We start from the raw sequence: 12,625 nt of genomic DNA, 5'->3' as shown, positions 1-12,625 counted from the left end.
ACGATTCAGGTACTGTTCGATCGGCTGCCAATCAATCACTTGATCCAACTTCAATAGTGGGAAGCGGTCGATGTGTTTGGCAATCATGGCTTGTGCGGTTTGCTGGAAGAAGGTGCTCATGGAAAATCCCCTAAATGTCTTGGTGGGAATTTAGGGGATTTGGGGGGATTTTGCAAAGGTCTCGGCCTGATGCGCTTGCGGCCGTCTGAAAGCGCGGTGAAAAGCAAAAAGCCGTCTGAAAACGGGAAAACGTGCTTTCAGACGGCCTTTTGCCGGCGGCCTTATTCGGGCTTTTTCGCCAGCATGGTGACGAATTTGAAGCGTATCGGGTTGCCCGCGTCGTCGGTGGCGTGCATGGCGCCGGGCTCTTCCTTGTATTCGACCATCTCCCAACCTGCGTAATATCCGCGCAGCTCGTTTTCGCGGAATTTGAAGGGGAAGGGCATGGGGCAGGGGTAGTCGGCGGTGTCCATGGCCGAGACGATGAGGTTGTAGCCGCCGCGCGCGGTGTGCTCCTGCATGTTTGCAATCACGTCGGGGACGCGGTCGGGGCGTAGGAACATGAATACGACGGTGGCGACGATAAAGTCGTAGGGCTCGTCGAGGGCGGCGGCGTTGATGTCGTAGCCTGCCACTTGCACGGGCAGGTTTTCCTGTGCCGCCATGTCGGAGAGCGCGTAGAGCGGGTTGGGGTTTTGGTCGACGGCGGTGACGTCGAAGCCTTTGAGGGCGAGATACAGCGCGTTGCGTCCCTGGCCGCAGCCCAAGTCCAGCGCTTTGCCGGGCGGAACGTGCGCGGCGGCGGCTTTCACGGCGGAGTGGGTGGCGGTCATGCCGTATTTTTTGTGGAAATAGTCGGCCTTGTCGCAATGAAATTCGAGCTGCACCGACAAATCGTCGCCTAAAGGCTCGATTTTGTGCCACTGCTGCGGCTCGATGGTGTGCACGCCGCTTTCGGGGGTGATTTCGACGGCGGACAACACATTGTCCGCTTCGTCCAGTTCGTAGAATTTCAGACGGCCTGACAAGACGCGCAGTTTGCCCCATGTGCCTTCCTGCGTGTTGTGGCGGGCGAGAAAGGCGGGCGGTACGGTGTCGGCACTCCACACGGGCATTTGTTTGTAGCAGATGAGATCGTTGTTCATAGCGGGCTTTCGTGAGGTGGAAGAAAGGCGGCATATTAAATTTTTCGGCGGCGGGGGACAAGAAAAGGCCGTCTGAAAACGCAGCTTCGGCGTTGCCGAAAGGGCTTTCAGACGGCCTTCATGCCGACAAACTCAGCGCCGCGCGATGTCGGGCGTATTGACGCGCACGTCTGCATTTTGCGCCCGCTGGCGCAGGGCGTGGTCGATGAGCACCAGCGCGAGCATGGCTTCGGCAATCGGCGCGGCACGCAGGCCGACGCAGGGGTCGTGGCGGCCGTGAGTGGCGATTTCCACCGCGTTGCCGTGGATGTCGATGCTGCGGCGCGGCGTGGCGATGGAGCTGGTGGGCTTGATGGCGATGCTGACGCGGATGTCCTGCCCGGTGCTGATGCCGCCGAGTATACCGCCTGCGTGGTTGGACAAAAATCCCTGCGGCGTGAGTTCGTCGCCGTGCACGCTGCCGCGCTGCGCCACCACGTCGAAGCCGTCGCCGATTTCCACGCCTTTCACGGCGTTGATACCCATCATGGCGTGGGCGATGTCGGCATCGAGGCGGTCGAACACCGGTTCGCCCAAGCCCACGGGTACATTACGCGCTTCGATGCTTAATTTCGCACCAACTGAATCCAGCGATTTGCGCACGCTGTCCATATAGCTTTCCAAATCGGCAATTTGCGATTGGTTGGCGGCGAAAAACGGATTTTGCGCGATAAATTCGTAGCCTTCAAAGGCGATTTCTTTTTCGCCAACTTGGGTAACGTAGGCGGTGATGTGCGTGCCAAACTGCTCGCGCAGCCATTTTTTCGCCACCGCACCTGCCGCCACACGGGCAGCGGTTTCGCGGGCGGAAGAGCGGCCGCCGCCGCGATAGTCGCGGATGCCGTATTTGTGCCAATAGGTGTAATCGGCGTGGCCGGGGCGGAACTGTTCGGCGATGTTGCCGTAGTCTTTGCTGCGCTGGTCGGTGTTGCGGATAAGCAGCATGATGGGCGTGCCGGTGGTTTTTCCCTCGAACACGCCCGAGACGATTTCCACTTGGTCGGCTTCGCGCCGCTGGGTAACGTGGCGGCTGGTGCCGGGTTTGCGCCGGTCGAGGTCGGCCTGGATGTCGGCTTCGCTCAATGCAAGATTGGGCGGGCAGCCGTCGATGATGCAGCCCAAGCCCGCGCCGTGGCTTTCGCCGAAAGTGGTTACGGTGAAGAATTGTCCGAAAGTGTTGCCTGCCATGTTTTGCTCCTGTGCGGCGGGGTGCGTCAACGCCAAATTGGCGGATTCTAGCACGGCAGCCGTCTGAAAACAGAGATTGGAAAAATGGACATTGCGGATCAGATCAAGACAAATGACAAAAACAAATCAAAATTGACAAAAAAAAAAAAAATGATAATTCTGGCAAATTATAAATATATGGAAGATACTCAAAGCACCATGTCTATATTCCTTAATTTTGATATTGCACCTGAAACTTTCAGGCAAGAATATCTATACCAAAAACCAAAGTTGTTTAAGAATGCAGTAATAAACCTTGAAGCCGTATCATGGGATGAGATCAACGGGCTTTACCAACGTGCCAATCCTGCTGCTCCATTGTTTCATTTGCGCAAAAAAGGCGTGATTGTTCCCAAAGAAGAATATGTCGAAATATTTGATGACTTGGGAAATATCCGCCACCGTTTTATCAAACCCGTTATCTATGAACACATGCGTAACGGTGCGTCACTGATTTATAATCATATTAACAACGAACCGTTTTCAGACGGCATCGCCCGGCAAATCGGCGCATTAGCGCAGGCGCATACCGTAACCAGTGCCTATCTTTGCTTCGGTAGCGACGAATCCTACAAAAACCATTGGGATACGCGCGACGTATATGCCGTTCAGCTTGTCGGTAAAAAACGCTGGTATCTTTCCGCCCCTAATTTCCCACAGCCGCTGTATATGCAGCAAACCAAAGATTTGAATGTTACAGAACCCGATACTGTTGATTACGACATTGTGCTTGAAGCGGGCGATGTGCTCTACATTCCGCGCGGCTGGTGGCACAATCCGATACCGATGGGTTGCGAATCTTTCCATCTTGCCGTTGGTACATTTCCGCCCAACGGCTATGACTACCTTGAATGGCTGATGTGGAAAGGACAAGGCAAAATTCCCGAAATTGAAAGCCTGCGCCATAGCTTTACAAACTGGCAAACCGATAAAGAACGTCTTGTTGATGTCGCTGAAAAAATTGCCTGCATCATCTGTTCGCCTGAACGCTACGCTGCCTTTTTGGAAGAATTTTTAGGCAAGAAGCGCACCGACAGCATATTTAATTTGGAAAAATTTGCCAATCCTCAAGCCTCCATCCTTACAGACGACCTTAAAGTCCGCCTGAATACCGTTAACGCATCGACTGCGAAACAGGGGCTTCTGATTGCCAACGGTACGAAAATTAACGCGCAAGGAGCAGGATGTGAAGTTTTGGCTTTTATCTCCACGCATCAACCGGTTGCCATTAGTAAGGTACTGGCGCAGTTCGATGCCGCCAAGCATGAGGAAATCAGAGAGCTTTTGACGCGATTGGCCGATTTGGATGCGGTGGAGGTTTTCTGAAATGGAATATTGGACTTTTTTTATTGTGAAATTTATTTATTTTATGTTTGTTTCTTTAATAGTGTTCTTGTTGTTATTTAGTATGTATTTTGGAAAAGATGTTGTATTATCGATAACAGGTGTATTAAATATCTTATTTGGATCATTTTTAGGTGCATTTCTTGGTTCAATATTTGAAACATTATCTAGATATATACAAGAAGATGTAAAATAGAAGCTAAATTAAAATTTATTAATATAATATTAAGGATTATTAATGAAAGAATTGAGCATTAAAGATCTATGTTTGGTTGTTGCTGGGGCATCTCGCGGTTTCGGCTTGACGGTGGCTTTCAGACGGCCTTAAAGGCCGTCTGAAAAAGGGGCGGGACTGTGTTTTAACTTCGTTGGAGCTGCGCTTTCAGACGGCCTCAGGTGCCGGTTCGTCGGGACAGCCGCCGCCGACGTAGAGCGACAGGTTGTGGAAGGCTTCGAGGGTGTTGCGGTGGCCGATGCTGACGATGATGCTCTCGGGCAGGCTGCGGCGCAGGGTGGTGTAGAGGTGGGCTTCGGTGGGCTCGTCCAGCGCGGAAGTGGCTTCGTCGAGGAGGATGGCGGCGGGGCGGGCGAGGAGGACGCGGGCGAAGGCGATGCGCTGCTGTTCGCCGGGGGAAAGCCGCTGCTGCCAGTTGTCTTCCTTGTCGAGCAGGGGGACGAGGTGGGCGAGGCGGCAGGTTTCGAGGGCGGCGGCAACGTCGGCGCGGCTGGCCTGCGGCGCGGGGTAGCAGACGGATTGCAGGAGGCTGCCCTGCGGCATATAGGCTTTTTGCGGCACGAACATGATGTTTTCCTGCGGCGGGCGGACGATGCGGCCGCTGCTGCCGAAGGGCCAGAGTCCGGCGAGGGCGCGTAAGAGGGAGGTTTTGCCGCAGCCGCTGGCGCCGCGGATGAGGACGGCATCGCCGGGGCGGGCGGTGAAGCTGACGTTGGCCAGAAGAGTATCGCCGTTGTGGCGCAGCAGGGTGAGACGGTCGAGGATGAGGCCGTCTGAAAGGGTTTCGGTGTCGGGTTGGTGTGCGGGGCGTTTGTCGTCCATGCTGTCCATAAAGCCGGCGATACGTTCGAGGCGGGCGCGGTAGACGGTGAAGTCTTTATAAAAATTGCGGAAGAAGGACATGGATTTTTGCAGACGGGCGAAGGATTGCACGGTCTGCTGCACGTCGCCGATTTTGATGTGTCCGGCAAACAGGCGCGGCGCCTGCAACATCAGGGGCAGAAGCTGCATGATTTGGCTGAAAACGTCGTTGAAGCCGCTGAGGGTGATGCTTTGGCGGGCGATGCGCCAGCGGTTGGCAATGATGGCGCGGAAGCGTTCGGAAAGCTGCTGCCGTTCGCGCCATTCGCCGTTGTAGAAGGCGATGCTTTCGGAGTGGTCGCGAATGCGTACGAGGGAGTAGCGGTAGTCGCCGTTGAGGTGTTCGTTTTCGTAGTTTGAACGGATAAGCGGGCGGCCTATCCACATGGCCAGCGCAGTAGCGGTGAGAATGGCGAGGTAGACGAGAAAGACGATGCCGTGCGGGATTTCGATGCCGAACACGGGCAGTATGCCCGCCAAGCCCCATAAGACGATGGTGAATTCTATGGTGGAAATCACCGAATTGAGCATGCCGCGCAGGAAGGTGATGGTAGAGACGATGAATTCCTGCGCGTCCATCTGGATACGCTGGTCGATGTTGTCGGGCGCGTCGCGGCGCATTTGCAGGCGGTGGTAGGTTTTGCCGGCCAGCCAGCGGCGGGTGAGGACGCGGTTGAGCTGTTCTGCCCATTTGATGGCCAGTGCCTGGTCGAGAAAGTCGTTGATGATGAGGTTGACCGATCGGATGAGCATCACGGCGGCGTTCATGAATACGGCCGTCCAGAACACGGCGGCCAGCCTGTCCTGCATGGCGCTGTATGCGCTGCTGTATAAGAAGGTGTTGAGGACGTACAGGCGCACTTCGGTGAGCAGCAGCACGATCATCAGGACGACGACGGCCGCCGCCGCCAGCGCGCCGCGTTTGCTCAGGCAGGGTTTGAGCACCTGCCAAAACTCGCGGCCGAAACGGGTGCGGCTTAAAAGGAGGGCGGCGAGGGCGGCGGCAAACAATACGCCGGCGAGGGTTTGCAGCAGCCACAGCGGCGAGGCGGCCAGTTCGGTTTGCCATTTTTGCGTTTGGGCGAGGATGAGCGGGGATGTGTGCATGATGATACGGTTCTGTTTGAGGTCGTCTGAACGCGAGGTTCGGAAACGTCATTCCCGCGTAGGCGGGAGCGGCCTTGCTGTGTTTGGGCGTGTTGACAATCAACATTTTGGCGGCTTTTACGTCCTAAAACGGCATCTGCCGCGTTGAAAACACTCGCCAATGGACGGCATTGGCTCGCGTTTTCGCCTTGTATCTGCCATTTTATGCCGCAAAATCCGCTTTAAAAGTTGAATGTCAACGCGCCCTAGGGAAAAAGGGCGGCAATGATAAACCGTCTTATTCAAGCGGGGCGGTTTTTTACCTTTGCGGGGCAGAAAGGCCGTCTGAAAACGGGTTTCAGGCAGCCTTTTGCTTTTCACTTCGTTGAAGCCGCGCTTTCAGACGGCCTCCACCGTCATTTCGGCGATGCGGCCGACGATGGCGGCGGCGGCTTCGGCCTTGCCGCAATGGGGCAGGACGGTTTCGCGGGCGGCGTCGATAAGGGTGATTTGGTTGCCCGCCTTGCCCATTGCCACGGCCACGTCGTTGGCGACAATCAGCGGGATGTTTTTTTTCGCGCGCTTGGCGCGGGCGTATTCCAAGATATTGCGGCTTTCGGCGGCAAAGCCGACGCAGAAGGGCGGATGCGGCAGGGCGGCGGCGGCGGCGAGGATGTCGGGGTTTTCTTCGAGTTCGATAACAGGCGGGCGGCCGCTGCCGTCTTTTTTCAGCTTGTGCGCGGCGGCGTTTTTCACTTTGTAGTCGGCTACGGCAGCCACGGCGACGAATATGTCGCTGTCTGCCGCGCGAGCCATCACGGCTTCGTACATCGCCTGTGCGCTGACGGCGGACACGGTTTCGTGCAGACCGGCGGGCAGGGCGGCCTGCATCTGGCCGTGTATCAAAGTGACCTGTGCACCGGCGGCACGGCAGGCGCGGGCGAGTTCGGCGCCCATTTGGCCGCTGGACAGATTGGTGATGCCGCGCACGGGGTCGATGGCTTCAAAGGTTGCTCCGGCGGTGACGAGCACTTTTTTGCCGCGCAGGGTTTTGGGCGTCCACAAATCGGCCAGCAGGTCGGCCAACGCGGCAGGTTCGGCCATGCGGCCTTCGCCCGTTTCGCCGCAGGCCAGATCGCCCGCATCGGGCGGGAAGACGGTGAGGCCGTCTGAAACGAGCTGCGCGATATTGCGTTGGTTGGCCGGATTGCGCCACATTTCCACGTTCATCGCGGGGGCGACGGCCAGCGGGCATTTGCGGGCGGCGGCGAGGTTGGTGAGCAGGTTGTCGGCAATGCCGTTGGCGATTTTGGCGAGGGTGTTGGCGGTGGCGGGGGCGATGAGGAAGGCGTCGGCCGCGCGGGTGAGGCGAATGTGCGCCATGCCGTCGGCCGCTGCGCCGTCGTGCGTTTCGCTCAAAACGGGGTTGCCGCTGAGGGCTTGGAAGGTGAGCGGGGAGACGAACTCGGCGGCGGCGCGGCTCATGGCGACGCTCACTTCGTGTCCCTGTTTTTTTAATAGGCGCACGAGTTCGCAGGATTTGTAGGCGGCGATGCCGCCGCTGACGCCGAGCAGGATGTGTTTGGGCATGGTTGGGTGTCCGCAGGTAAAATGGCGCGCATTATATAGCCATTTCAAAGGGGTGTTTTTTTATGAAGAAACTCATCATCACCGGCCACACGCGCGGGCTGGGGCGGGCGTTGGCGGAACTGTATCTGCAACGCGGTTGGCAGGTTTTGGGCTTGGCGCGGGGCAGGGCGGACATGGTTTCGCCCAAGCTGCGGCAGGTGCGGATCGATTTGGCCGACGGCGCGGCTCTGGCGGCTTGGCTTTCAAGCGGCCTCTTGCGTGATTTTTTGGCAGACGCGGGTAGCATCCTGCTGGCGAACAACGCGGGCACGGTGTCGCCCAATGCCCTGCTGGGGCGGCAGAGGCCGTCTGAAACCCTGTCTGCCGTGGCTTTAAACGTAACTGCGCCGCTGCTGCTGGCCAATGCGGCTCTGGCGGCGCGGCCTGCGCGTGTGCCGCTGGACATCCTGCACATCGGCAGCGGCGCGGGGCGCAAAAACTATCCGGGTTGGAGCGTATACGGCGCGACCAAAGCCGCGCTCGACCACCACGCTCGCTGCGTGGCGGCGGAAGGACACGAAAACGTACGCATCACCTGCCTCGCCCCCGGCGTGGTCGATACCGCCATGCAGGGCGAAATCCGCGCCGCCGACGAAGCCGATTTCCCCATGCGGCCGCGTTTTGCCGCGCTGAAAGAGGGCGGCGGTTTGCAGAGCGCGGAAGAAACGGCGGCGAAAATCGCCGCCTATGTCGAGTCCGCACGCTTCGGAGAGGAAGCGGCGGCGGACATCCGCGATTTTTGGCACTGAGGCCGCAGCGGAAACAGAGGCCGTCTGAAAGTGCGAAAACCGCTTTCAGACGGCCTCAAAGCCTTTTGTGTTAAAATCGCGCGTTATTTTTGTCTCCCCATTCCCCACGCCATGACCGACGATACCATCCGCCACGACCATAAGTTTGCCCTCGAAACCCTGCCCGTCAGCCTTGAAGACGAAATGCGCAAAAGCTATCTCGATTACGCCATGAGCGTGATTGTCGGCCGCGCGCTGCCCGATGTGCGCGACGGTTTGAAGCCGGTGCACCGCCGCGTGCTTTACGCCATGCACGAGCTGAAAAACAACTGGAACGCCGCCTACAAAAAATCGGCGCGTATCGTCGGCGACGTCATCGGTAAATACCATCCGCACGGCGATTTAGCGGTTTACAACACCATCGTGCGCATGGCGCAGGATTTTTCAATGCGCTACGTCTTAATCGACGGTCAGGGTAACTTCGGTTCGGTTGACGGCGACGGAGCCGCGGCCATGCGTTATACCGAAATCCGCATGGCGAAAATCGCCCACGAAATGCTGGCGGACATCGAAGAAGAAACCGTCAATTTCGGTCCGAACTACGACGGCAGCGAACACGAACCGCTGGTGTTGCCTACCCGCTTTCCCGCGCTGTTGGTCAACGGCTCGTCCGGTATCGCCGTCGGTATGGCGACCAACATTCCGCCGCATAACCTCACCGACACCATCAACGCCTGTCTGCGTCTTTTGGACGAACCGGAAACCGAAATCGACGAATTAATCAATATCCTGCAAGCCCCCGATTTCCCGACCGGCGCAACCATCTACGGCTTGAGCGGCGTGCGCGAAGGCTATAAAACCGGCCGCGGCCGCGTCGTCATGCGCGGTAAAACCCATATCGAACCGATAGGCAAAAACGGCGAACGCGAAGCCATCATCATCGACGAAATCCCGTATCAGGTGAACAAAGCCAAGCTGGTGGAAAAAATCGGCGAACTGGTGCGCGAAAAAACGTTGGAAGGCGTATCCGACCTGCGCGACGAATCCGACAAATCCGGTATGCGCGTCGTTATCGAATTGAAACGTAACGAAAACGCCGAAGTCGTTTTAAACCAGCTCTACAAACTCACCCAGCTTCAAGACAGCTTCGGCATCAATATGGTCGCCTTGGTTGACGGTCAGCCGCGCCTGTTGAACCTGAAACAGATTCTAGCGGAATTCCTGCGCCACCGTCGCGAAGTCGTTACCCGCCGCACCCTGTTCCGCCTGAAAAAAGCGCGTCATGAAGGCCATATCGCCGAAGGTAAAGCCGTCGCATTGTCCAATATCGACGAGATGATTCGATTGATTAAAGAATCCGCCGACGCGCCTGAAGCCAAAGAAAAACTGTTGTCCCGCGCATGGCGCAGCGGCTTGGTGGAAGACATGCTGAGCCGTACCGACCTCGACCTGCGCATGGCACGCCCCGAAGGTCTGCCCGCCAACCTCGGCTTACAGGAACAAGGCTATTATCTGAGCGAAATCCAGGCCGACGCCATCCTGCGCATGAGCCTGCGCAACCTGACCGGCCTTGACCAAGAAGAAATTGTCGGCGACTACAAAAACATCATGGCAAAAATCATCGACTATTTGGACATTTTGGCGAAGCCGGAACGCATCACCCAAATCATCCGCGAAGAATTGGAAGAAACCAAAACCAATTTCGGCGACGAGCGCCGCAGCGAAATCAACCCGTTCGGCGGCGACATTGCCGATGAAGATCTGATTCCGCAACGCGAAATGGTCGTTACCCTGACTCACGGTGGCTATATCAAAACCCAGCCGACCACCGACTATCAGGCGCAGCGTCGCGGCGGACGCGGCAAACAGGCGGCTGCCACCAAAGACGAAGACTTCATCGAAACCCTGTTCGTTGCGAACACGCATGACTATTTGATGTGTTTCACCAACCTTGGCAAGTGCCACTGGATTAAGGTTTACAAACTGCCTGAAGGCGGACGCAACAGCCGCGGCCGCCCGATTAACAACGTCATCCAGTTGGAAGAAGGCGAAAAAGTCAGCGCCATCCTCGCTGTGCGCGAGTTCCCCGAAGACCAATACGTCTTCTTCGCCACCGCGCAAGGCATGGTGAAAAAAGTCCAGCTTTCCGCCTTCAAAAACGTCCGCAGCCAAGGCATCAAAGCCATCGCGCTCAAAGAAGGGGACTACCTCGTCGGCGCCGCCCAAACCAGCGGCTCGGACGACATCATGCTGTTCTCCAACTTGGGCAAAGCCATCCGTTTCAACGAATACTGGGAAAAATCCGGTAACGACGAAGCAGAAGATGCCGACATCGAAACCGAAATTTCAGACGACCTCGAAGACGAAACCGCTGACAACGAAAATGCCCTGCCAAGCGGCAAACACGGCGTGCGTCCGTCCGGTCGCGGCAGCGGTGGCCTGCGTGGTATGCGCCTGCCTGCCGACGGCAAAATCGTCAGCCTGATTACCTTTGCACCAGAAGCCGCACAAAGCGATTTGCAAGTGCTGACCGCCACCGCCAACGGTTACGGCAAGCGCACCCCGATTGCCGATTACAGTCGTAAAAACAAAGGCGGACAAGGCAATATCGCCATCAACACCGGCGAGCGCAACGGCGATTTGGTCGCCGCAACCTTGGTCGGCGAAACTGACGACCTGATGCTGATTACCAGCGGCGGCGTCCTCATCCGCACCAAAGTCGAACAAATCCGCGAAACCGGCCGCGCCGCGCAAGGCGTGCGCCTGATTAATCTGGACGAAGGCGAACAGCTCGTCAGCCTCGAGCGCGTGGCCGAAGAGCCGGAAGACCTCGCCGACGCCGCCGAAAACGACAGCACCGCGCCCGAAAACGGCGCACAAGACCCGGGCGCGGCGGAATAAGCTCCGCGCAGACAAAAGGCCGTCTGAAAAAACCTTTTCAGACGGCCTCTCACTATAAATTCCATCCCCCAAAGAGCAGGCGGCCAATGAAAAGCAAAGAATTTATCCGCAACCTGATGGCGTACATCAAAGAACATTACCAACACCCCGATGCCGTGTTTCTCAAAGAAGAGCTGAAATTCAAGCAGGGCAAATATGAATACGCCTATTTGGCTTTTGAGCATTCAAACATCGCCTGCTTTATCACGCCCGACTGCGCCACCGTCCGCCCGCCCAAACGCCTGTTCCGCGCCGTGGACACGCGCCCAGCCGTGGGCAAACTCGCCGCCGCACTGGATGCCGTGTTGCGCAGCCATCCGCACATCAGCGATATCGAATGGCAGGACGGATAGCCGCGCAGATCGCGCACCAATGCCCGACCTGCCGAACTGTGGAACATTTGCAGCACGGCAGCCAAAACCCCGTTACCAAACCAATCCCATGAAACAAATCCTCTCCCCGTACAATACGCAGCTCAAACACCTCGCCAAACTTGTCAAATCGGCCAAATACCGCCGCGAATGCCGGCAAACCGTGCTCGAAGGCGCGCACCTGCTCGATGCGCTGCTGCAAACGGGCGCGCGGCCGCAGCAGGTTTATGTGGCGGCAGACCGTCTGGACGACGGCGAAATCCAAGGACTGCTGGCGCGTCTGGCGCAGGAGGACGTAACGGCGGTTGGCGGCGGCCTGCTGGCGAAAGCCTCCGCCCTGTCCGACGGCGGCGGCCTGCTGGCTCTGGCCGAAATTCCCGCAGCCGCCGCCCCGCCGCAGAACGGCGACTGCGTCGTTCTCGAACGCATCCAAGATCCCGGCAATATCGGCACCATCCTGCGCAGCGCGGCGGCGGCGGGCGTGAAAAACGTGGTGCTCGGCTGCGACTGTGCCGACGTCTGGTCGCCCAAAGTCCTGCGCGCGGCGATGGGCGCGCATTTCCTGCTCGGCCTTTATCCTGACACCGATCTGGCGCAATGGCTGCCGCTCTACCGCGAACCGCTGCGCGTAACCGCCCTCGATGAGTCGGCGCAAAGCCTCTACGCCCTCGACCTGCGCCGCCTGTGCGGCTGGCTGTTCGGCAACGAAGGCAGCGGCGTGTCCGACGAAGCGCGCCGCGCCGCTGCCGGCTCGGTCGTTATCCCGATGGCGGGCGCAACCGAGTCGCTCAATGTGGCGATGGCCGCCACGGTCTGCCTGTTCGAGCAGATGCGCCAGCGGCTGTAAGCGTCTGTTGCGGCGGATAGGAAAGGCCGTCTGAAAAAACCTGCGAAGCAGGTTTTTTCAGACGGCCTCATTCAGACGGCCTCATTCAGACGGCCTCATTCAGACGGCCTCATTCAGACGGCCTCATTCAGACGGCCTCATTCAGACGGCCTCATTCAGACGGCCTCATTCAG

The 12,625-nt window shown here is 57.8% G+C and carries 9 protein-coding genes and 1 pseudogene; 5 read left to right on the top strand and 5 right to left on the bottom strand.

Going from position 1 to position 12,625, the window contains the following annotated elements:
* From ACLD9W_RS10755 to aroC, 3 genes and pseudogenes are all read right to left on the bottom strand, one after another.
* Positions 1–120 (bottom strand): annotated as a pseudogene (locus tag ACLD9W_RS10755) (IS5/IS1182 family transposase); the annotation flags it as partial.
* Positions 121–281: 161 nt separating this feature from the next.
* The gene (gene tehB / locus ACLD9W_RS10750; protein ID WP_410842012.1) at positions 282–1,145 is read right to left on the bottom strand and encodes an SAM-dependent methyltransferase TehB; all 864 of its coding nucleotides are present in this window, start codon (positions 1,143–1,145) and stop codon (positions 282–284) included.
* 132 nt (positions 1,146–1,277) lie between these two features.
* Positions 1,278–2,372 carry a chorismate synthase gene (gene aroC / locus ACLD9W_RS10745; RefSeq protein WP_410842011.1) on the bottom strand — a complete coding sequence of 365 codons (1,095 nt, stop codon included), beginning with the start codon at positions 2,370–2,372 and terminating at the stop codon, positions 1,278–1,280.
* A gap of 198 nt (positions 2,373–2,570) precedes the next feature.
* On the opposite strand from aroC, the gene ACLD9W_RS10740 reads away from it, so the two are divergent.
* Positions 2,571–3,737, top strand: coding sequence for a JmjC domain-containing protein (locus tag ACLD9W_RS10740; protein ID WP_410842014.1), 1,167 nt, complete (start codon positions 2,571–2,573; stop codon positions 3,735–3,737).
* A 400-nt stretch (positions 3,738–4,137) separates the two neighbouring features.
* On the opposite strand, the gene ACLD9W_RS10735 is transcribed toward ACLD9W_RS10740, so the two are convergent.
* Positions 4,138–5,958, bottom strand: coding sequence for an ABC transporter ATP-binding protein/permease (locus ACLD9W_RS10735; RefSeq protein WP_410842010.1), 1,821 nt, complete (start codon positions 5,956–5,958; stop codon positions 4,138–4,140).
* A 378-nt stretch (positions 5,959–6,336) separates the two neighbouring features.
* Complete coding sequence (gene coaBC, locus ACLD9W_RS10730) at positions 6,337–7,527, bottom strand: bifunctional phosphopantothenoylcysteine decarboxylase/phosphopantothenate--cysteine ligase CoaBC (RefSeq protein WP_410842009.1); 1,191 nt, start codon at positions 7,525–7,527, stop codon at positions 6,337–6,339.
* A gap of 62 nt (positions 7,528–7,589) precedes the next feature.
* On the opposite strand from coaBC, the gene ACLD9W_RS10725 reads away from it, so the two are divergent.
* The 4 genes from ACLD9W_RS10725 to ACLD9W_RS10710 all read left to right on the top strand — a co-directional run bounded on the left by ACLD9W_RS10725 (position 7,590) and on the right by ACLD9W_RS10710 (position 12,452).
* Positions 7,590–8,315, top strand: coding sequence for an SDR family NAD(P)-dependent oxidoreductase (locus tag ACLD9W_RS10725; RefSeq protein ID WP_410842008.1), 726 nt, complete (start codon positions 7,590–7,592; stop codon positions 8,313–8,315).
* Between the two features lie 111 nt (positions 8,316–8,426).
* Entirely contained in the window at positions 8,427–11,195 is a 2,769-nt protein-coding gene (gyrA, locus tag ACLD9W_RS10720) for a DNA gyrase subunit A (protein WP_410842013.1), read from the top strand.
* A gap of 86 nt (positions 11,196–11,281) precedes the next feature.
* On the top strand, positions 11,282–11,587 hold the full coding sequence (locus ACLD9W_RS10715) for a hypothetical protein (RefSeq protein WP_410842007.1): 306 nt from the start codon (positions 11,282–11,284) through the stop codon (positions 11,585–11,587).
* 88 nt (positions 11,588–11,675) lie between these two features.
* Positions 11,676–12,452, top strand: coding sequence for a TrmH family RNA methyltransferase (locus tag ACLD9W_RS10710; protein WP_410842006.1), 777 nt, complete (start codon positions 11,676–11,678; stop codon positions 12,450–12,452).
* The last annotated feature ends 173 nt before the right edge of the window (positions 12,453–12,625 follow it).

Origin of the sequence: Neisseria sp. WLZKY-1, from assembly GCF_046546535.1 — a bacterium.
In the GTDB taxonomy this organism is placed as follows: domain Bacteria; phylum Pseudomonadota; class Gammaproteobacteria; order Burkholderiales; family Neisseriaceae; genus Neisseria.
Note: the sequence above shows the minus strand (reverse complement) of the source record. Positions and strands in the feature narration are given on the sequence as shown.

Coding starts and splice junctions, on each gene's coding strand:
- tehB (WP_410842012.1), bottom strand. CDS start 1,145: ATGAACAACGATCTCATCTGCTACAAACAAATGCCCGTGTGGAGTGCC.
- aroC (WP_410842011.1), bottom strand. CDS start 2,372: ATGGCAGGCAACACTTTCGGACAATTCTTCACCGTAACCACTTTCGGC.
- ACLD9W_RS10740 (WP_410842014.1), top strand. CDS start 2,571: ATGTCTATATTCCTTAATTTTGATATTGCACCTGAAACTTTCAGGCAA.
- ACLD9W_RS10735 (WP_410842010.1), bottom strand. CDS start 5,958: ATGCACACATCCCCGCTCATCCTCGCCCAAACGCAAAAATGGCAAACC.
- coaBC (WP_410842009.1), bottom strand. CDS start 7,527: ATGCCCAAACACATCCTGCTCGGCGTCAGCGGCGGCATCGCCGCCTAC.
- ACLD9W_RS10725 (WP_410842008.1), top strand. CDS start 7,590: ATGAAGAAACTCATCATCACCGGCCACACGCGCGGGCTGGGGCGGGCG.
- gyrA (WP_410842013.1), top strand. CDS start 8,427: ATGACCGACGATACCATCCGCCACGACCATAAGTTTGCCCTCGAAACC.
- ACLD9W_RS10715 (WP_410842007.1), top strand. CDS start 11,282: ATGAAAAGCAAAGAATTTATCCGCAACCTGATGGCGTACATCAAAGAA.
- ACLD9W_RS10710 (WP_410842006.1), top strand. CDS start 11,676: ATGAAACAAATCCTCTCCCCGTACAATACGCAGCTCAAACACCTCGCC.